Origin of the sequence: Mesorhizobium sp. M7A.F.Ca.US.008.03.1.1 (assembly GCF_003997495.1) — a bacterium.
GTDB lineage: Bacteria > Pseudomonadota > Alphaproteobacteria > Rhizobiales > Rhizobiaceae > Mesorhizobium.
Genome location: NZ_RZRU01000008.1, coordinates 47,905 through 66,944 on the forward strand (window position 1 = coordinate 47,905; position 19,040 = coordinate 66,944).

Here is a 19,040-nt window from a genome sequence, read left to right on the forward strand (position 1 = left end):
GGGGGGCGCGCCCCGCAAAGAGCGCGCACGCCGAAATTTTGGCGACCGCCTTGCCGCCGCCTTGGACCTATGTCGCCACGGCGCAAGCCTATGATGACGAGATGCGCGAGCGCATCGCGCTGCACCGGTCCCGGCGCGGCGAAGGCTGGACGACCATCGACGCTCCGCTCGACCTCGCCGGTACGCTTGCCGCCTTGCCGGACGATCGGCCGGTGCTTGTCGACTGCCTGACGCTGTGGCTGACCAACCACATGCTGGCCGAACACGATTTCGACCTTGAATGCCGGCGATTGGCGGAGGTGCTGTCGCGGCCGCGCGGGCCCTGGTTCATGGTGTCCAATGAAGTCGGACAAGGCATCGTGCCGGACAATGCGCTGGCGCGTCGGTTTCGCGATGCCGCCGGCCGGCTCAACCAGCAGGTCGCCGCCGTCGCCGATACGGTGCTGCTGATGGTGGCGGGGCTGCCGCTCAAGGTGAAATGATATGACCGACATCGACGATAAGGACGAAGAACGCCACCGCGCCAAGATGGCCAAGCGCAAGGCGGTGCAGGATGCCGAAGTGGCGAGCAAGACGGTCGAGAAGGGCTTGCTGATCGTCAACACCGGACCCGGCAAGGGCAAGACTACGGCGGCTTTCGGCCTGGCGCTGCGGATGCTCGGCTACGGTAAGCGCGTCGGTGTCGTCCAGTTCATCAAGGGCAAATGGCACACCGGCGAGAAGGACGCGTTTGCTGCCTTCGGAGACCGCGTCGTCTGGCACGCGATGGGCGAGGGGTTCAGCTGGGAAACGCAGGATCTGAAGCGTGATATCGCCGCCGCCGAAGCCGCGTGGTCCAAGGTGCTCGAACTGATGGCCGATCCGTCGATCAGCCTGCTGGTGCTCGACGAATTGAACATTGCCCTGCGCTACGATTATCTCGACCTCGACAGAGTGGTAGCGGCGCTGAAAGCGCGGCGCGATGGCCTGCACGTCGTCGTCACCGGCCGCAACGCCAAGCCGGCGCTGGTCGAGGCCGCTGACCTCGTCACCGAAATGGGCGTGACCAAGCACCATTTTTCCGCCGGCGTGAAAGCCCAGCAGGGGATCGAGTTCTGAACGCTTCTTATCCCCCACAAGGGGGAGGGTAAAGTGGGTCACACCACGATAACGATGACCGAAACCAACCCGAACAGCGCGATCAGCAGATAGTCGGCGACGCGATAGAGTTTCAGCGCCTGCCTGATGTCGAGGCTGTCGGCTTCGCGGCGGCCGCCTTCGCCCATGAAGACGTCGTCGACCAGCACGCCGCCGTAGCTGCGCGGCCCGGCGAGCGCCAGGCCGAGCGCACCGGCCATCGCCGCTTCCGGCCAGCCGGCATTGGGCGAGCGGTGTTTTTTCGCGTCGCGCCATACCGCATGCCAGGCATTTTTCGCATCAGCGCCTTTGACGAAGAACGCCGCGAGCACGATCAGCAGCGCCGTCAGCCGCGACGCCGGCAGGTTGATCCAGTCGTCGAAGCGCGCCGCCGCCCAGCCGAACGCCTCGTGGCGCGGGGTGCGGTGGCCGATCATCGAATCGGCGGTGTTGGCGGCCTTGTAGGCGGCGCCGCCGGCCAAGCCGCCGACGCCGGTCCAGAAGGCAGGGGCGACGATGCCGTCGGAAAAATTCTCGGCCAGGCTCTCGATCGCCGCGCGGCAGACACCGGCCCTGTCGAGCGTTTCGGGGTCGCGGCCGACGATCCGCGAAACGGCAAGGCGGGCCAAAGCGAGGCCACCGGTGTCGAGGGCGTCAGCCACCGCCTCGACATGCTCATAGAGGCTCTTCTGCGACAGAAGCGACGTTGCCAGAAGGGCCGTGATGACCAGACCCATGGGAACGAACCAGAACAGGATCTGCACGCTGAGGCCGATCACCGCCGGCACCAGCACGATGACCAGCAGCGCCTGGACACCACGCTTGCGACGCAGCGCGTCGGGATCAGTGGCGTGGTTGAGCCTGCGGTCGAGAAAGGATATCAGCCTGCCGAACCACGTCACCGGATGGCCGACGGCGCGAAACAGCCAGTCGGGGTAACCGAGGGCGAATTCGACGGCCAATGACAGGAAAGCGATCAGGACTGACATGAAGCTTCTTAATGGGGCGGTTGTGGACCATGGTGGAAGTCTTGGCCGCGCGAGGGTGCTTTTCCCCAACGCCCTGCTGCCTTTCGTCGACCTCTCGACCGGTATCAATCCGCACTCCTACCCGCTTTTCGACCTGCCCGCCACCTCGCTGTCGCGGTTGCCGGAAGCCGCGCGCACGCGCGACCTGACAGAGATCGCGGCCAGTGCTTACGGTGCGCCGTCGCCAGCCAACGTCGTGGCGGCGCCGGGCACGCAGATCCTGTTGCCGCGCGTCGCCTCGCTGATCAGTCCCGGCAAGGCGCTGGTGCTGGGCCCGACCTACGCCGAACATCTCCGCGCCGCCGCGATCGCCGGGCACCAGGTGGCGGAGGTCGATAATTTCGAAGCGTTGGCGGTCGCCGACATCGTCATCATCGTCAATCCGAACAATCCGGATGGACGTGTCATAGAGCGCGACCGGTTGCTGGCACTGGCCGCCGGACTGCACGCCAAGGGCGGGCTGCTGGTCGTCGACGAGGCGTTCATGGATGTCGGCCCGCGTCAGCACAGCCTCGCGGGCGATGTCGGCCAGGGCGGCATCGTCGTGCTGCGCTCGTTCGGCAAGTTCTTCGGTCTGGCCGGACTGCGGCTTGGGTTTGCTCTCTCCGACGGAGCGACTGTCGAACGGCTGGAAACGCAATTCGGACCATGGGCCGTCGCCGGGCCGGCGCTGGAATACGGCATCCGCGCGCTTGCCGACATCAGGTGGCAGGACGCGATGCGATCATCCCTTGCGGGTGCATCGGCGCGGCTCGATGCGCTGTTCGGTCGCTTCGGCATTGCCGTCGCGGGCGGCACCACACTGTACCGTTTCCTCCGCTTGGCCGATGCCGCCGATCTGTTTTCCGCGCTTGGCCGGCGCGGCATCCTGCTTCGCCATTTTGCCGACCGGCCTGACGTCCTGCGCGCCGGCCTGCCGGGGAATGAGGAGGAATGGCAGCGGCTCGAAACCGCTCTTGCCGAATGGGCGTCGCGGCGCGAGGATCAATCGAAGGGTTCAAAACAATGATCCATGTCTGCTCGCTGGCAAAGATCGACGAAACGGTGGCCAGGACCGGCGCCGACCGCATGCTGTCGCTGCTTGCCGCCGGAACGGCGGTGGTCCGGCCGGCCTCGATATTGAAAGACAATCATCTGCATCTGGTCATGCACGACATCGCGGTGGCGCAGGACGGCATGACCATGCCGGGCGAGGAGCATGTGCGCAACCTGCTCGATTTCGCACGCCGGTGGGACCGGGCAAGGCCGATGCTCGTGCATTGCTATGCCGGCATCAGCCGCTCGACGGCTTCGGCCTATATCATCGCGGCCGCATTGGCGCCAAAGCGTGACGAGGCCGAACTGGCGCATACGTTGCGGGCGCTATCGCCCTCGGCGACACCCAATCCGCGGCTGATCGCGGTGGCAGATGCGTTGCTTGATCGCAACGGCCGCATGATCGAGGCGATCGAATCGATCGGGCGCGGTGCGGATGCCTTTGAAGGCACGCCCTTTGCGCTGAGGATCGACAGCTAGCTACGTCAACCACTCCGCGAGCTTGGCCTTGCGAACATCCCTGAGCAGGCTGATGAACCCGTCGGCCTGATAGTCTGCCGTCAGCCGGCCTTTCTCCGCCGTCGCGATGCTGGCATCGCCGACGACGCCGTTCGGGTTGAGATCGCTGGCGATCCAGGCAAACGCGTGGGTGCCGGTGTGGCGCAGCAGCGAAAATTCCTTCTCGGCCTTGGCGACATTGGAAACGAAATTGTCGGCCTTGCCCGTGTCGACGAGGTCCGGCCGGAAATGCAGCATCAGCGAGGTCTCGACGTCGCCGCCATGGATGCCGTGACGATCCTCGAGCTCGGTGTACATGCCGGCCGGGCGGCCAAAGCGCTGCCAACTGGTCTTTACTGCCAGCATCTTTTCACGCACGCGCAATTCGCGCGTGACGATGCCCATGATCTCCTCGTTGCCGCCATGCGAATTGACGACGATCAGCTTGCGCACGCCGGCGCGCGCGATCGACAGGCCAAGCTCGGTCCAGGCCTCGACCAGTGTCGTTGCCGGCAGAGTGAGGGTGCCCGGCGCATGCAGATGTTCGTTGGATTTGCCCACTGCCTGGACCGGCAGGATGCGGATGTCGAGATCGTCGGGCAGGCGCGAAATGACCGTGTCGAGCATGCCGTTCATGATCGAGGTGTCGGTCGAGACAGGCAGATGCGGCCCATGCTGCTCGATCGCCGCCACCGGCAGTACAGCGATGGTCGCCTCCGGGTCGATCGAGGCGTATTCGGTGGTCCGGTAATCGCCCCACCAGACGCGTCTTTTGGCTACGGTCATGTCATGCCTCTTCAATGGTTAGGGCAGACCTAACGCGGGACAGGCTTCCTGTCGATCACCCGGCCGCGATAGCCTCGACCTCGACCTTGAATTCGGGGCGCGCAAAGCCGGAAACGATCATCAGCGTCGAGGCCGGCGCGGGGCTGGAAAACAGCCGGTCACGGACATCCATATAAGGCCGCAGATGCGCGCGGTCGGTGACATAGGCGTTGATGCGCACGATATCCCTGAGACCCAGGCCGGCTTCGCCGAGAATCGCCGCGATGTTTTGAAAGCAGAGTTCGGCCTGTGCGCCGGCGTCTTCGGGTATCTGGTCGTCCGCGGTGATGGCGACCTGACCCGAGCACAGCACCAGCCGCTTGCCAGCCGGCACCTCGACGCCGTGGCTGTAGCGGGCAAAGGGCGGCTTGATCGACTTCGGGGTGAGGAATCTGAACATGGCAATCTCCGGTTTGGCCGTAGCCTAAGGCTTGACCCATTGCACCTTCAAGATGGCGGTGCATGTTGCCCGGGCGATTGTGGACAGCCGTTCAAAAAATAGGCACGATGCCTTTCGTACAGCATGACCCGCCCGCCCTTGGCATGGCAACGTCTTTCAAGCGGGCGGTCCCGGCGCCAGACGCCGGTGGCATGTGTCTTGCTTCTTGAATCTTTGGTGTCGAGCCTGGCGCGTGGCGCGCCGGAGCAAACAAAGGGTGGTGTCGATGTACGGAAAACAGAAGATCTCGGTGGCGGTTGTGGCCCTGCTTGCAGCCAGCACGCTGGGTGCTGCTGCGAATGAGAAAGTCACCTTCGGCACCAACTGGTTGGCCGAGCCGGAACATGGCGGATATTACCAGTCCGTGGCGGACGGCACCTATGCCGCCTGCGGCCTCGACGTCACCATCATGCAGGGCGGTCCGCAGGTCAGCGGCCGGCCGATGCTGCTCGCCGGCAAGATCGATTTCTATATGGGCGGCAATCTGCTGTCGGCTTTCGATGCCGTCCAGCAAGGCATTCCGATGCGTGTGGTGGCGGCGGATTTCCAGAAGGACCCGCAGGTCATCATGTCCCACCCCGGCGAGGGGCTCGACAAATGGGAAGATTTGAAGAACGCCGACCAGTACATATTGGGCGACGAGGGCGTGCAGACCTTCTTCCAGTGGATGGTCATCGAACTCGGCTTCGACGCCTCCAAGCGCGCGCCCTACACCTACAACACCGCTCCCTTCCTCGCCAACAAGAAGTCGATCCAGCAGGGCTACGTCACCTCCGAGCCGTTCGCGGTCAAGAAGGAGGGCGGCTTCGTGCCGAACCAGTTCCTGCTCGCCGACTATGGCTGGGATACCTACTCGACGACGATCGAGGTGATGCAGGACACGATCGACAAGAAGCCGGAGGTGGTCCAGTGCTTCGTCGATGGCTCGGCCAAGGGCTGGTACAAATATCTCTACGGTGACAACAAGGCGGCCAACGACCTGATCAAGAAAGACAACCCCGACATGAGCGACGAGCAGATCGCGTTCTCGATCGAGCAGATGAAGAAGTTCGGCCTTGCCGATTCCGGCGACACCGAAAAGCTCGGTATCGGCGCCATGACCGACGAGCGGATCAAGAGTTTCTACGACAAGATGGTCAAGGCCAAGGTCACGCCAGCCGGCATCGACATCAAGAAGGCCTACACGCTGACCTTCATCAACAAAGGCGTCGGGCTCGAGCTGAAGAAATAGGCCGGTCCCGGCATGATAAGGGAAAAAGTGGCGCAAGCGCCGGCTGCGTCGGGTGCGGCCCCGACGCTTCTGGCGCTGCGCGGCGTCGGCAAGGTGTTCTCCAACGGCGTGAGGGCGCTCAGCGACGTCAACCTGACCATCCGGGAAGGCGATTTCCTCAGCCTGCTCGGGCCGTCGGGGTGCGGCAAGTCGACGGCGCTGCGGCTGATCGCCGGCCTGTCGACGCCGACCTCCGGCGTGCTCGATTGGCGCGGCGGCGGCTCGCTTGACCGTTCGAACATCGGCTTTGTCTTCCAGGAGCCGACGCTGCTGCCCTGGGCCAATGTTTTCGACAATGTCTGGCTGCCGCTTCGGCTGAAAGGCATTTCGCGTGCCAAGGCGACACCGGCGATCACGGAGATGCTGGCGCGGGTTCACCTGACCGGTTTCGAAGACGCGGTGCCGCGCGAACTGTCCGGCGGCATGAAGATGCGCGTCTCGATCGCACGCGCCATGGTGACCAAACCGCGTGTGCTGCTGATGGACGAGCCGTTCGCGGCTCTCGACGAGATCACCCGCTTCAAGCTCAACAACGATCTCTTGGAACTGTGGCAGGACGAACGCTTCAACGTGGTCTTCGTCACCCACAGCGTCTTTGAAAGCGTGTTCCTCTCCAACCGCGTGGTCGTCATGGCGGCGCGGCCGGGGAGGGTGTTCGACGAACTCGCCATCGAGGCTTCCTATCCGCGTGACGAGGCGTTTCGCACCTCGCCCGACTATGCGGCATTGTGCCGTCAGGCCTCCGATGTGCTGGTCAAGGCCATCAATTCAACAGCAGGCGCGCATCATGACGGCCATTGACGAGCGCGTGCTCGAACTCGACCCCGAGGAAGCACGCCGCGTGCGCCAGGAGCGGTTCGAACGGATCGGCCGCTGGGTGCTGCCGCTGGCGATCATGATCCTGGCGATCTGGCTGTGGGATCGCATCTGCGTCTGGAACGCGATTCCGCAATACATCCTGCCGCGCCCCGGCGTGGTGCTGTGGACGCTCTACAACGATGCCGGCCTGCTGTTCTCCTCACTGCTGGTCACCTTGCGCATTACCTTCCTCAGCCTGGCCCTGGCGGTTGTCGGCGGGGTCGGGCTGGCGGTGCTGTTCGCGCAATCGAAATGGGTGGAGATGTCGTTCTTCCCCTTCGCCATCGTGCTGCAGGTGACGCCGATCGTGGCGATCTTTCCGCTGATCAATATCTATGTGAACGACCAGACGACCAAGCTTCTGCTGTGCGCCTGGATCGTCGCCTTCTTTCCGATCCTGTCCAACACCACGCTTGGCCTCAACTCCGTCGACCGCAATCTGCGCGACATGTTCAAGCTCAATGGCGCGACGCGCTGGCAGCAGTTGCGCTATCTCAGGCTGCCGGCGGCGATGCCCTATTTCCTCGGCGGGGTGAAGATAGCCGGCGGCCTGTCGCTGATCGGCGCCGTGGTGGCCGAGTTCGTCGCCGGCACCACCGGCCAGTCGTCGGGCCTTGCCTCGCGCATCATCGAGGCCGGCTACCGGCTCAACGCGCCGCGGCTGTTTGCGGCGCTGTTCCTGATCTCGCTCACCGGCATCCTGATCTTCCTCGTGCTGTCGCTGATTTCGCATCTCATTTTGCGGCGCTGGCACGAAAGCGCACTGAAGCAGGAGCGCTAGGTGACTGAAAGGTTGGTGCGAAACACCCCTCTCTGTCCGGCAGGACATCTCCCCCACAAGGGGGGAGATCGGCTGTGTGTTTTGCTTTCGCCAATTGTGAATGCCGAAAGAGAGGCGGTTCGAACGAATCTGCCAATCTCCCCCCTTGAGGGGGAGATGTCCGGCAGGACAGAGGGGGGTAGGCCTTGATACCAGCCTCTGGCTCTTATCAGCTCGCTAACGTCCGTATTCATCAATCACTGACGTCGGGCCTTACTGCGACTTACGATAATGACGGTTTCACGCTGGCCAACATTGCCGTCGCCGACGGCAAGATCGCCAGCATTGCAGCGCATGGCAAATCGAAGGCACGTGCCGATGCCATCGATCTTGGCGGCCGCATCGTGCTGCCATGCTTCGTCGATTGCCACACGCATATCGACAAGGGCCATATCTGGCCGCGAAAACCCAATCCCGACGGCACCTTCATGGGCGCGCTGAATGCCGCCGGTGCCGATCGTGCGGCACGCTGGAGCGCCGAGGATTTGGCACGGCGGATGGATTTTTCACTGCGCTGCGCCTACGCGCATGGCACCCGGGCGCTGCGCACCCACATCGACAGCGTCGCGCCGCAGGAGGAAATCTCCTGGCCGGTGTTCGAGGCAATGCGCGAGGAATGGCGCGGCCGTATCGAGTTGCAGGGCGCCTGTTTGCTCGGCATCGAAGGCGTGCGTGACAAAAAGTGGTTCGACAGGCTGGCAAAGAGGGTTGCCGCGGCAAAGGGCGTGCTCGGTGTCGTCACCTATATGGTGCCGGACCTCGAAGAACTGCTCGACCATGTCTTCGCGCAAGCCATCAAACATGGCCTCGATCTCGATTTCCATGCCGACGAGACCGATGATATCTCCGCCATATCGCTGAAGAAGATCGCCGAGGCTGCTCTCTGGAACGGTTTCGAAGGCAAGATCCTCGTCGGCCATTGCTGCTCGCTTGCGCGCCAGCCCGACCTCGATGTGCTCGACACGCTGGACAAGGTGGCGAAAGCCGGGCTCGCCGTTGTGTCGTTGCCGATGTGCAATCTCTATCTGCAGGATCGGCGCGGCGACGGCACGACGCCGCGCTGGCGTGGCGTGACGCTGCTGCACGAGATGAAGGCGAGGGGCATTCCCGTCGCAGTTGCTTCCGACAACACGCGTGATCCCTTCTATGCCTATGGCGATCTCGACATGCTGGAGGTCTACCGCATGGCGACGCGCATCCTGCACTTCGATCATCCGGTTGCCGACTGGCCGCAAGCGGTCACCGCGACGCCGGCCAAGGCGATGCGGCTTGATGGCTTCGGCGCGCTGGCGGCCGGCGGCGATGCCGATATCATCGTGTTCAAAGGCCGAAGCTGGACGGAATTGCTGTCGCGGCCCGAATCGGATCGCATCGTCGTGCGTGGCGGCAAGGCGATCGACCGGCAATTGCCGGACTACGCCGAACTCGACGAACTGATGGTGGAATGATGGACGTTTCGGCGCTCAAACGCGATCTCGAAGGCCTGAAGATCGACGACAATCCGGCCATCGTCCAGCAGAAGAGCCGCGACTTCTACTGGTACAGCCCGGTGCTGAAGCAGCAGTTAGACCATGTCACCGGCGACCTGATCGTGACGCCGAAGAACGAGGCCGAACTGATCCGCGTGCTTGCCGCCTGTCATCGCCATGGCGTGCCGGTGACACCGCGCGGCAGCGGCACCGGCAATTACGGCCAGGCGATGCCGCTCTCCGGCGGCGTCGTGCTCAACCTTGCCGAGATGAACGAGATCAAGTCGATCGCCCCGGGTCGCGTCGTGACCGGACCGGGGGCCATCCTGGCCGATATCGACAAGGCAACGCGGGCGCATTCCGGGCAGGAACTCCGGCTATTGCCCTCCACCTACAACACCGCTTCGATCGGCGGCTTCATCGCCGGCGGTTCGGGCGGCGTCGGCTCGATCAATTTCGGCGGGTTGCGCGATTTCGGCAATGTGCTGCGCCTGCGCGTGGTGACGATGGAAGCCGAGCCGAAAGCGCTCGAGCTCACCGGCGAGGACCTGCACAAAGTCACCCACGCCTACGGCACCAACGGCATCATATCGGAAGTCGAGATGCCGCTGACCGCGGCTTATGAATGGATCGACGTCATCGTCGGCTTCGACGCTTTCATGGATGCGGCTCGCTATGGCAATGCGCTGGCCTGCCAGGACGGCATCCTGACCAAGCTGATCACGCCGATAGCGGCACCCGTGCCGCAGCTCTATTTCAAGCGGCACCAGAAATTCCTCAGCGATGGGCAAAGCATCTGCGTCGTCATGGTGGCGCGGCACGGGCTGGACGCTTTCCTGGCCTTCACCGGCCGGGCCGGTGGCGACGTGATCTACAATGCCGCCACGGCGACGCCGGACGAGAAGAAGGGCCTGCCGCCGGCCTATGAGCTGGCCTGGAACCACACGACGCTGAGGGCACTGCGCGTCGATCCCTCGATCACCTATCTGCAGTCGCTCTATCCCTTTCCCAACCAGTTGGCGCTGGTCGAGAAGATGGACAAGATGTTTCCGGGCGAGGTTTTCTCGCATCTGGAATTCGTGCGGCTGGACGGCAACATCACCTGCTTCGGCCTGCCCTTGGTGAAGTTCACCACTGAAGCAAGGCTCGACGAGATCGTGCGCCTGCATGAGGCGAACGGCTGCCCGATCTTCAACCCGCACCGCTACACGCTGGAAGAGGGCGGCATGAAGCAGACGGATGCCGTGCAGCTTGCCTTCAAGCGCGAGACCGATCCGCAGGGCCTGCTCAACCCCGGCAAGATGATCGCCTGGGAGAACCCGGATTATGATTACCGTTCGGGGCGGACTTTTTTGTTCAAGGGGCTGCAGAAGGTGGGATGATGAACATCCTCGTCCTCTACGCGCATCCGGTCGAGACCAGCTTCAATGCCGGCCTGCACCGGATGATCGTCGAGCGCCTGACGGTGGCGGGCCATACGGTCGACGACTGCGATCTCCATGCCGAGGACTTCGATCCGCGGCTGACCCGCCAGGAGCGGCTGGACTATCACAATCAGCGTGGCCCCGCCGACGCGGTTGCGCCTTATGTCGAGCGCCTGCTGCGCGCCGATGCGCTGGTGCTTTCCTATCCGGTCTGGAACTATGGCTTTCCAGCGATACTGAAAGGCTTTTTCGATCGCGTCTTCCTGCCCGGCGTGTCGTTCAAATTGGTCGACGGCAAGGCGCAGCCGTCGCTGCACAACATACGCAAGGTCGCGGCGGTGACCACCTATGGCGGCAGCCGGTTCCGCGCCATGCTGATGGGCGATCCGCCGCGCAAATTGATCAAGCGCATGCTGCGCGCCACCGTCAAACCAGGCGCGCCGGTGAGCTATCATGCGCATTATTCGATGAATCTGTCGACCGACAGCACGCGCAAGACCTTCATGGCCAAGGTCGCGGCCAGCATGGATGCCTTCTGATGCGCGCGCTGGTGGTCTACTGCCATCCGGTGCCGGAGAGTTTTTGCGCCGCCATCCGCGACACTGCCATCGACGTGCTGAAGCGACGAGGTTGGGAAGTGCGGCTGCTCGACCTCTATGCCGAGAAGTTCGACCCGGTGATGGGTTGCGACGAGCGACGCTCCTACAATGACCAGGCGCCGCTGGACCCGGCGCTGAAGCCGCATTTCGAACTGCTCAACTGGGCCGAAGCGATCCTGTTTGTCTATCCGACCTGGTGGTACGGACTGCCGGCGATGCTGAAGGGCTGGCTCGACCGAGTGTGGGCGACGGACGTCGCCTTCAAGCTGCCGGCGGGCAAGGGCAGGATCAAATCGCTGATGACACATGTGACCAAGGTCGGCGTCATCACCACCTGCGGCGCGCCGACCTGGTGGAGCGTCGTCGTCGGCCAGCCGGGACGCAAGACCCTTTTGCGCGGCATGCGCGCACTGTGCGCGACGCGCTGCCGGACATTCTTCCTGGCGCACTATCTGATGGATTCCTCGACGCCGGCGACAAGGGTGGCGTTTTTGGCGAAGGTGCGAGGGAAGCTGGAGCGGTTTTGAAATTAGCTTCCTTCTCCCCGTTTTACGGGGAGAAGATGCCGGCAGGCAGATGAGGGGCAGCGCGAACCTTGCCGATCTTGGCGCCGCCCCTCATCCGGCCCTTCGGGCCACCTTCTCCCCGTGAACGGGGAGAAGGAAGAGCTACATCCTCGTCCGTTCCGACTTCGGGTCGTACATCGGCTTCAGCGAGGCTTCCGCCGCAAAACGCTCGCCGGCGATCTCGATTTCGTAGGATGAAGCCAGCACATCCGCTTCGCTCTCGCCCTGGCATGGCACATAGCCCAGCCCGACCGCGCCGCCGAGGTGATGGCCGTAATTGCCAGATGTGATCGGGCCGACGATCTTGCCGTCGCGCAGGATCGCCTCGTTGTGGAAGAGCAGGGGCTCCGGATCCTTCAGACGGAACTGAACGAGTCGGCGGTTCAATCCGGTCTCCTTCTTGCGCAGCACGGCATCACGGCCGATGAAGCCGTCCTTGGCCGTCTTCACAGCGAAGCCAAGGCCGGCTTCCAGCACATTGTCCTCATCGGTGATATCGTGGCCGAAATGCCGAAAGGCTTTTTCGATGCGGCAGGAATCCAGCGTGTGCAGGCCGCAGAGTTTCAGGCCGACATCCGCACCTGCCTCGTCGATCGCCTCGAAGACATGGGCGGCCTGATCAGTCGAGACATAGAGTTCCCAGCCGAGCTCGCCGACATAGGTGACGCGGTGGGCGCGGGCCAGGCCCATGCCGATCTCGATTTCCTGGAACGTGCCGAACGGATTTTTCTCATTGGAGAAATCGTTCGGGCTGACCTTCTGGATCAGCTTTCTCGCGTCCGGGCCCATCAGGCAGAGCACGCTTTCGGCCGCCGTCACGTCGGTGATGACGACGAACTCGTCGGCGACGTATTTGCGCAGCCAAGCCAGATCGCGCTGCAGCGTGGCGCCTGGGACGACCAGGAAGAACGCCGTCTCGGACAACCGCGAGACCGTGAGATCGCTCTCTATGCCGCCGCGCCGGTTGAGCATCTGGGTGTAGACGATCTTGCCCGGCGCGACGTCCATGTCGTTGGCGCAGAGCTTCTGCAGGAAAGCGCAGGCGTCGCGGCCCTCGACGCGGATCTTGCCGAAGGAGGTCATGTCGAACAGGCCGACGCCATTCCTGACCGCCAGGTGTTCTTCGCGCTGGTTGTCGAACCAGTTCTGGCGCTTCCAGGAATAGCGGTATTCGCGCTCCTGGCCCTCTCGTGCAAACCAGTTGGCGCGCTCCCAGCCAGCGACTTCGCCGAACACGGCGCCACGTGCTTTGAGATGCTCATGGAGCGGCGACCGCCTGATGTTTCTGGAGGTTGCCATCTGCCGGTAGGGGAAATGGTCGGCATAGAGCAGGCCGAGCGTTTCGGAGACACGCTCCTTGAGATAGCGGCGGTTCTTCTGGAACGGCTGGGCGCGGCGGATGTCGACTTCCCACAGGTCGAAGGGTGCTTCGCCATCATTGATCCACTGCGCCAGCGCCATGCCGGCGCCGCCGGAGGAGACGATGCCGATCGAATTGTAGCCGGTGGCCATCCAGTAGCCGGACAGTTCCGGCGCCTCGCCGAGATAGTAGCGGTCGTCCGGGGTGAAGCTTTCGGGGCCGTTGAAGAAGGTGTGGATGCCGGCGGTCGCCAGCATCGGCATGCGGTTGACGCCCATTTCGAGGATCGGCTCGAAATGGTCCATATCCTCGGGCAACTGGTCGAAGCAGAAATCCTCGCGAATGCCTTCCATGCCCCACGGCTTCGCCACCGGTTCGAAGGCGCCGAGCATCATCTTGCCGGCGTCCTCCTTGTAGTAGGCGCACTCATCGGGCACGCGCAGCACCGGCAAACGGCTGAGGCCAGGAATCGGTTCGGTGACGAGGTAGAAATGTTCGCAGGCATGCAGCGGGATGGTGACGCCGTTCCGCGCGCCCAGTTCGCGGGCCCACATGCCGGCGCAATTGATGACGATGTCGGCTTCGATCATGCCCTGGTCCTCGCCCTGCGCCCAGGACACGCCGGTGACACGGCCGGCCTTGCTGTGGACCTTGGTGACCTTCACATTTTCCATGATGGTCGCTCCGCGCTGGCGCGCGCCCTTGGCCAATGCCATGGCGATATTGGCGGGGTCGCACTGGCCGTCGAGCGGCAGATGCACGGCGCCGACGACATCGGAAACATTGAGATGCGGGTACATCTCGCTGACTTCCCTGGGCGAAATCTCGCGCACGTCGACATCGAAGGCACGGGCGAGCGATGCCTGCCTGTAAATCTCGTGCTTGCGCTCCTCGGTCAGCGCCACGGTGATCGATCCGACCTGGCGCATGCCGGTGCCGACCTCGGTCTCGGCTTCCAGCTTGACGTAGAGGTCGGCGGAATATTTCGCCAGCCGCGTCATGTTCTGCGAACCGCGCAGCTGGCCGATCAGGCCGGCGGCATGCCATGTCGTGCCCGACGTCAGCTGCTTGCGTTCGAGAAGCACGATATCGGTCCAGCCGAGCTTGGCCAGGTGATAGGCGACCGAGCAGCCGGAAACGCCGCCACCGATGATGACCGCTCTTGCTTTGGCGGGAACTGCCTTGGCGGTCATGCTGCCTCGCGACCGTAGCTGGAAGCAAAGCGGCGCAGACGAAGTGCAGCTTCCCGCAGCACGGGTTCGGGCTGGCAGAGGCTGATGCGAATGTGGCCTGCGGCGGCCTCGCCGAAGCTGGAGCCGGGCATCACGCCAACCTTTTCGTTGTCGAGCAGGGCCCAGGCGAATTTCTCGTCATCCGGTTCGACCGCCGATATGTCGAGCATGACATACATGCCGCCCTCCGACCCGCGCACGGTGACATCGTTCATGCCCCGCATGGCGTCGAGCAAGACGGTGCGGCGTGCCGCGTAACGTTCGGCGATCTCACTGACGCCGTAACGGTTCTCCAGCGCCTCGGAACAAGCGATCGAGATGAAGGCCGGCAGGCCGTAGGTCGTCACCAGATTGAGATTGATCATGAGCGTGATCATCTTCTCCGGTCCCGTCAGCCAGCCCATGCGCCAGCCGGTCATGCCGTGGCTCTTGGACATCGAATTGATGACCAGCGTACGCTCGGCCATCCCTGGCAGCGAGCGCGGCGAGACGTGCTCGCCGCCGCCGAGCGTCCAGTAGACTTCGTCCGACAGCAGCCAGAGGTCGTGCTCCCGGCAGACTTCTGCCAACTGCTCCAGCCTCTCGCGCGAATAGACCGCACCGGTCGGATTGTTCGGCGTGTTGATCAGGATGGCGCGCGTGTTCGGCCGGATTGCCGCGCGGATCATGTCGGCACGTGGCTGGAAGCCATCCTCGGCCGGTGTCTCGACGACGGTGAAATCAGCGCCTGCGGCGCTGAACGTGTTGGGATAGGTGGCATAGTAGGGCGCCACGACGATGGCGTGATCGCCCTGGTCGAGCACGCCCTGCACCGCCGCGTAGAGTGCGGCCTGGCCGCCCGGCGTGGCGATCACCTGATCCGGCGACGTCTCGACGCCGGTGCAGGCGCTCGAAGCTGCCGCCATCGCCGTGCGCAGGCGCGGCAGGCCAGGAAGCGGGGTGTAGTGGTGATTGCTGCCGCGAACCGCGGTCACGCAGGCTTCGATGGTCTGCAAAGGCGTATCGAAATCATGGTCGCCGACCGACAGCATGATGATGTCTTCGCCGGCCTCCTTGCGCGTCCAGGCGGCGAAATGGACTTCCCAGCCGTCCTTGCCCGAAGGCACGATGCCGGAAATGCGCGATGATGGTCTAGGCATGCAAAACTCCCGAAATTTCGTAGCCGGCCTGTTCGAGCCGGTCGCGCAGAGCGGCGATGTGCGGAGGTCCGACTTCGCAGCAGCCGCCAACGATGCTTGCCCCAGCCTCCACCCAGCCGATCGCCTGGTCGGCATAAGCATGCGGGCCAAGGTCGTGACGAGCGTGCAGCACATCGACGGTGCCACCGTGCTTGAGTGCTTCGGTTGAAGTGAAGCCATTGGCGTAGGCGCCGACCGGGCCGCCGAGGTCGATCAGTTCAGGCAAAGCCGCGGCGATCGCTTCCGGCCGGCAGCAGTTGACCAGCCGCGCGGCGACCGGCAGGCCATCGAGCACGCTCGCCGCGGTTGTTATTGCCTCGCCGCTGCGCAGGCGCGGCTTGCCGTGATCGGCCAGCGTCCACGACACCCATACCGGCTTGCCGCTTTCCGATGCCGCGGTGACCGCCGCGCGGGCTTCGTCCGCCGACGCCATGGTTTCACACAGGAACAGGTCGACGCCATCGGCCTGCTCGGCAACGATGCGGCGGTAAATATCGAGCGTCTCCTCGAAGGAAATGGTCAGCGCCGGTGCATAGCTGCCGAAAAGCGGCGACAGGCAGCCGGCGATGGCTGCATCGCCGGCCTCGTCGCGGGCCTGCCTGGCCAATTCGATGCCGCGCTTCTGTAATGGCTTGAAGAGGTCTTCCGCACCCTCGCGCGCCAGCCGTTCGGGTGTCGCAGAATAGGTGTTGATGGTGATGATTCGTGCGCCGGCACGGATGAATTCCGCGTGCAGGTCGCGCACCAGATCCGGCTCGTCGATCAGCACCCTGGCCGACCATAGCGGCGTCGGATCGGATTTGCTGCGGCGGACCAGTTCCTGGCCCATCCCGCCATCGGTGAGGATGATTTTCTTCATGCGCGCAGCCTTTCGTTCTTCGGATCCCACAGCGGTTCATCCTTCTGCACGATCGCCTGAAAGCGGTCACCGAAGATTTCGATCTCGACTGATGTACCTGGTTCGGCCAGGTCGGCGCGCAGCATGCCGAGTGCGATTGATTTGTCGATCCGATGACCCCAGCCGCCTGACGTCGTCTCGCCGACGATCTTGCCGTCGTGCCACAGCGTCGACACTGAAGGGGCGTCGCAGTCGCCGGGGTTCTCGACGACCAGCGTGACGAAGCGCTTCTTCACGCCTTGCTGCTTTTCGTTCAGCAGTGCCGCCTTGCCGCGAAAGTCGGGCTTGTCCCATTTGACGAAGCGTTCGAGCCCGCCCTGCAGGATCGAATAGTCGGTCGACAGATCGCCCTTCCAGGTACGGTAGCCTTTTTCGAGCCTGAGCGAATCCAGCGCGTACATGCCGAACGGCTTCAGTCCGTGCTGCTGGCCTGCCGCGCAGATGGCATTGAAGATGGCTGATGTGTCGTCGATCCTGGTGTGGATTTCCCAGCCGAGTTCGCCGGCGAAGGAGACGCGCACGAGTTTGGCCCAGCGACCGGCGATCTTTGTCTCCTGATGCGTCAGCCATGGCAGAGTGAGGTCGGCTTCGCAGACATCAGCGAGGATTTTTCGCGAGTTCGGGCCTGCCAGGATCTGGGTCGAGAATTCCTCGGTCCGGTCGATCAGCTTGAACGGTGCGTCCTTGGGCATGCGCGATTTCAGCCACTCGAAATCGTGCCATTGCGCGACCGCGGCGGTGATCAGCGTCATCACATTCTCGTCGTGGCGCACCACGGACATTTCGGTGACGATGCGGCCCTTGTCGTCGGCGAAATAGACGAGGCCGATGCGGCCTGGCTTCGGCACCAGCCCGGTGACCTGCAGGCTCAGCCATTCGGCGGCACCCGGGCCTTCCAGGTTGAAGCGCGAGAAGCCCGGCAGGTCCAGGATGCCGGCGGCGTCGCGCACGGCCAGGCACTCCTCGCGCACGCGACGGTGCCACGGTCCTTCGCGGCGGAAGGTCAGTGTCGCTTCCTCTGAAACATCATCGCCGTCTTGCGCATACCAGGTAGCGCGCTCCCAGCCATTATAGGCGTCGAAGCGGCCGCCGAGCGCCTTGATGCGATCGTGGATCGGCGACAGCTTGCGGTCGCGCCCTTCCGGCCAGGCATGGCGCGGGAACTGGATGGCGTATTCGTTGCCGTAGATCTCCATGCCCTTGGCGACGCAATAGTCCGGCGCCGCGGCAAAGGAGGTGAAGCGGCGCGGGTCGCATGACCACATGTCCCATTCGGTCTGGCCCTCTGTCACCCATTCGGCCAGCACCTTGCCGGCGCCGCCGCCCTGGGCAATGCCGAAGGTGAAGACGCAGGCCTCGTAGGCATTGGGAACGCCGGGCATCGGACCGATCAACGGATTGCCGTCCGGCGTGTAGGGTATCGGCCCGTTGATCACCTTGGACAGGCCGGCGGTGCCCAGGATCGGCACGCGGGCGACGGCGTCGGCCAGATAATGTTCCAACCGGTCGAGATCGTCAGGGAACAGCTGGAAGGAAAAATCCTCCGGCATCGGGTCGTTGTGGGTGGCCCAATGCGCGCGGCAATTGCGCTCATAGGGGCCGAGATTCATGCCATTCTTCTCCTGGCGCAGATAGTAGGAGGTGTCGACGTCGCGCAGCAGCGGCAGTTTCTTGCCTTGCTCCTTCGACCATGCCGCCAGCTCGGGGATTTCCTCGAACAAAATGTACTGATGGCTCATCACCATCATCGGCACGTCGCGGCCGAACATCCGGCCGACTTCGGCGGCGCGGTAGCCGGCGGCGTTGACGACGATCTCGCAGCGAATCTCGCCCTGTGCTGTCTCGACCACCCACTCGTCGTTCTCGCGGCGCACGCCTGTGACCGGGCAGAAGCGGATGATCCTGGCGCCCATGTCGCGCGCGCCCTTGGCAAGCGCCTGGGTGAGCTGCGCCGGATCGATGTCGCCGTCGCTCGGATCGTAGAGCGCGCCTTTTAGCTCATGCGTCTCGATGAAGGGATAGCGACGCTGGATCTCGTCGACGCCGACAATGTCGATGTCCATACCCTGGTAGAGGCCCATGCCCTTGGCGCGCTGGAATTCCTGCATGCGCTCGACCGAGTGGGCAAGGCGCAGCGAGCCGGTGACGTGATAGTTCATGGGATAGTCGACCGCGTCGGCCAGTCCGCGATAAAGCTCGGTCGAATAGCGCTGCATGTTCATCAGCGACCAGGACGAGGAGAAGGTCGGCACGTTGCCGGCGGCATGCCAGGTCGAGCCGGAGGTCAGCTCGTTCTTTTCGAGCAGCACGCAATCGGTCCAGCCCGCCTTGGCGAGGTGATAGAGCGCGGAGGTGCCGACGGCGCCGCCTCCGATGATCACCACGCGCGCCGTGCTCGGCAAACCCGCCATGTTCTTCTCCAAAC

Annotated in this window: 18 protein-coding genes; 11 read left to right on the forward strand and 7 right to left on the reverse strand. The window is 63.7% G+C overall.

Annotation, left to right across the window (positions count from 1 at the left end; translation table 11 throughout):
• Together cobU and cobO are read left to right on the forward strand one after the other, a co-directional pair.
• A partial coding sequence (gene cobU, locus EOA16_RS12940) for a bifunctional adenosylcobinamide kinase/adenosylcobinamide-phosphate guanylyltransferase (protein ID WP_164754261.1) occupies positions 1-482 on the forward strand: 482 nt, incomplete at its 5' end.
• Position 483: 1 nt separating this feature from the next.
• The gene (gene cobO, locus EOA16_RS12945) at positions 484-1,098 is read left to right on the forward strand and encodes a cob(I)yrinic acid a,c-diamide adenosyltransferase (RefSeq protein WP_127258449.1); all 615 of its coding nucleotides are present in this window, start codon (positions 484-486) and stop codon (positions 1,096-1,098) included.
• A 38-nt stretch (positions 1,099-1,136) separates the two neighbouring features.
• Here the strand turns inward: cobO and cbiB are convergent, their stop codons facing one another.
• A complete protein-coding gene (gene cbiB / locus EOA16_RS12950) occupies positions 1,137-2,105 on the reverse strand; it encodes an adenosylcobinamide-phosphate synthase CbiB (RefSeq protein ID WP_127258451.1) in 969 nt (322 codons plus the stop codon).
• Here cbiB and cobD point away from each other — a divergent pair.
• Together cobD and EOA16_RS12960 are read left to right on the forward strand one after the other, a co-directional pair.
• Positions 2,104-3,153, forward strand: coding sequence for a threonine-phosphate decarboxylase CobD (gene cobD / locus EOA16_RS12955; RefSeq protein ID WP_127258453.1), 1,050 nt, complete (start codon positions 2,104-2,106; stop codon positions 3,151-3,153). The genes cbiB and cobD overlap by 2 nt on opposite strands.
• A complete protein-coding gene (locus EOA16_RS12960) occupies positions 3,150-3,659 on the forward strand; it encodes a tyrosine phosphatase family protein (protein WP_127258454.1) in 510 nt (169 codons plus the stop codon). Before cobD ends, EOA16_RS12960 begins: the two co-directional genes overlap by 4 nt.
• Here EOA16_RS12960 and EOA16_RS12965 read toward each other — a convergent pair whose 3' ends face one another.
• On the reverse strand, positions 3,660-4,463 hold the full coding sequence (locus tag EOA16_RS12965) for a creatininase family protein (protein WP_127258456.1): 804 nt from the start codon (positions 4,461-4,463) through the stop codon (positions 3,660-3,662).
• Positions 4,464-4,518: 55 nt separating this feature from the next.
• Entirely contained in the window at positions 4,519-4,902 is a 384-nt protein-coding gene (locus tag EOA16_RS12970; protein ID WP_127258458.1) for a RidA family protein, read from the reverse strand.
• 265 nt (positions 4,903-5,167) lie between these two features.
• On the opposite strand from EOA16_RS12970, the gene EOA16_RS12975 reads away from it, so the two are divergent.
• From EOA16_RS12975 to EOA16_RS13010, 7 genes are all read left to right on the forward strand, one after another.
• A complete protein-coding gene (locus tag EOA16_RS12975) occupies positions 5,168-6,172 on the forward strand; it encodes an ABC transporter substrate-binding protein (RefSeq protein ID WP_127258460.1) in 1,005 nt (334 codons plus the stop codon).
• 12 nt (positions 6,173-6,184) lie between these two features.
• Positions 6,185-7,012: an ABC transporter ATP-binding protein gene (locus EOA16_RS12980; RefSeq protein ID WP_127258462.1), complete on the forward strand. Its 828-nt coding sequence runs from the start codon at positions 6,185-6,187 to the stop codon at positions 7,010-7,012.
• Complete coding sequence (locus EOA16_RS12985) at positions 6,999-7,850, forward strand: ABC transporter permease (RefSeq protein ID WP_127258464.1); 852 nt, start codon at positions 6,999-7,001, stop codon at positions 7,848-7,850. Before EOA16_RS12980 ends, EOA16_RS12985 begins: the two co-directional genes overlap by 14 nt.
• A 185-nt stretch (positions 7,851-8,035) precedes the next feature.
• Positions 8,036-9,337 carry a cytosine deaminase gene (locus EOA16_RS12995; protein ID WP_127258466.1) on the forward strand — a complete coding sequence of 434 codons (1,302 nt, stop codon included), beginning with the start codon at positions 8,036-8,038 and terminating at the stop codon, positions 9,335-9,337.
• A complete protein-coding gene (locus EOA16_RS13000) occupies positions 9,337-10,740 on the forward strand; it encodes an FAD-binding oxidoreductase (protein ID WP_127258811.1) in 1,404 nt (467 codons plus the stop codon). The genes EOA16_RS12995 and EOA16_RS13000 overlap by 1 nt, the downstream gene beginning before the upstream one ends.
• On the forward strand, positions 10,740-11,321 hold the full coding sequence (locus tag EOA16_RS13005; RefSeq protein WP_164754245.1) for an NAD(P)H-dependent oxidoreductase: 582 nt from the start codon (positions 10,740-10,742) through the stop codon (positions 11,319-11,321). The genes EOA16_RS13000 and EOA16_RS13005 overlap by 1 nt, the downstream gene beginning before the upstream one ends.
• On the forward strand, positions 11,321-11,908 hold the full coding sequence (locus EOA16_RS13010; RefSeq protein WP_127258470.1) for an NAD(P)H-dependent oxidoreductase: 588 nt from the start codon (positions 11,321-11,323) through the stop codon (positions 11,906-11,908). Before EOA16_RS13005 ends, EOA16_RS13010 begins: the two co-directional genes overlap by 1 nt.
• Before the next feature lie 141 nt (positions 11,909-12,049).
• Here the strand turns inward: EOA16_RS13010 and EOA16_RS13015 are convergent, their stop codons facing one another.
• Genes EOA16_RS13015 through EOA16_RS13030 form a run of 4 tightly spaced genes read right to left on the reverse strand, consistent with a single transcriptional unit; the run spans position 12,050 to position 19,026 of the window.
• Positions 12,050-14,500, reverse strand: a complete 2,451-nt coding sequence (locus EOA16_RS13015; RefSeq protein WP_127258472.1) for an FAD-dependent oxidoreductase — start codon at positions 14,498-14,500, stop codon at positions 12,050-12,052.
• A complete protein-coding gene (locus tag EOA16_RS13020) occupies positions 14,497-15,678 on the reverse strand; it encodes a pyridoxal phosphate-dependent aminotransferase (RefSeq protein ID WP_127258474.1) in 1,182 nt (393 codons plus the stop codon). The genes EOA16_RS13015 and EOA16_RS13020 overlap by 4 nt, the downstream gene beginning before the upstream one ends.
• Entirely contained in the window at positions 15,671-16,576 is a 906-nt protein-coding gene (locus tag EOA16_RS13025) for a homocysteine S-methyltransferase family protein (protein ID WP_127258476.1), read from the reverse strand. Before EOA16_RS13025 ends, EOA16_RS13020 begins: the two co-directional genes overlap by 8 nt.
• Positions 16,573-19,026: an FAD-dependent oxidoreductase gene (locus EOA16_RS13030; protein ID WP_127258478.1), complete on the reverse strand. Its 2,454-nt coding sequence runs from the start codon at positions 19,024-19,026 to the stop codon at positions 16,573-16,575. The genes EOA16_RS13025 and EOA16_RS13030 overlap by 4 nt, the downstream gene beginning before the upstream one ends.
• Between the last annotated feature and the right edge of the window lie 14 nt (positions 19,027-19,040).

Bases quoted from the DNA above. Each gene is read 5' to 3' on its own strand.
- EOA16_RS13010 (WP_127258470.1), top strand. From the start codon at position 11,321: ATGCGCGCGCTGGTGGTCTACTGCCATCCGGTGCCGGAGAGTTTTTGC.
- EOA16_RS13030 (WP_127258478.1), bottom strand. From the start codon at position 19,026: ATGGCGGGTTTGCCGAGCACGGCGCGCGTGGTGATCATCGGAGGCGGC.
- EOA16_RS12960 (WP_127258454.1), top strand. From the start codon at position 3,150: ATGATCCATGTCTGCTCGCTGGCAAAGATCGACGAAACGGTGGCCAGG.
- EOA16_RS12970 (WP_127258458.1), bottom strand. From the start codon at position 4,902: ATGTTCAGATTCCTCACCCCGAAGTCGATCAAGCCGCCCTTTGCCCGC.
- EOA16_RS12985 (WP_127258464.1), top strand. From the start codon at position 6,999: ATGACGGCCATTGACGAGCGCGTGCTCGAACTCGACCCCGAGGAAGCA.
- EOA16_RS13025 (WP_127258476.1), bottom strand. From the start codon at position 16,576: ATGAAGAAAATCATCCTCACCGATGGCGGGATGGGCCAGGAACTGGTC.
- EOA16_RS12975 (WP_127258460.1), top strand. From the start codon at position 5,168: ATGTACGGAAAACAGAAGATCTCGGTGGCGGTTGTGGCCCTGCTTGCA.
- EOA16_RS13020 (WP_127258474.1), bottom strand. From the start codon at position 15,678: ATGCCTAGACCATCATCGCGCATTTCCGGCATCGTGCCTTCGGGCAAG.
- EOA16_RS13000 (WP_127258811.1), top strand. From the start codon at position 9,337: ATGGACGTTTCGGCGCTCAAACGCGATCTCGAAGGCCTGAAGATCGAC.
- EOA16_RS13005 (WP_164754245.1), top strand. From the start codon at position 10,740: ATGAACATCCTCGTCCTCTACGCGCATCCGGTCGAGACCAGCTTCAAT.
- cbiB (WP_127258451.1), bottom strand. From the start codon at position 2,105: ATGTCAGTCCTGATCGCTTTCCTGTCATTGGCCGTCGAATTCGCCCTC.
- EOA16_RS13015 (WP_127258472.1), bottom strand. From the start codon at position 14,500: ATGACCGCCAAGGCAGTTCCCGCCAAAGCAAGAGCGGTCATCATCGGT.
- EOA16_RS12980 (WP_127258462.1), top strand. From the start codon at position 6,185: ATGATAAGGGAAAAAGTGGCGCAAGCGCCGGCTGCGTCGGGTGCGGCC.
- EOA16_RS12965 (WP_127258456.1), bottom strand. From the start codon at position 4,463: ATGACCGTAGCCAAAAGACGCGTCTGGTGGGGCGATTACCGGACCACC.
- cobD (WP_127258453.1), top strand. From the start codon at position 2,104: ATGAAGCTTCTTAATGGGGCGGTTGTGGACCATGGTGGAAGTCTTGGC.
- cobO (WP_127258449.1), top strand. From the start codon at position 484: ATGACCGACATCGACGATAAGGACGAAGAACGCCACCGCGCCAAGATG.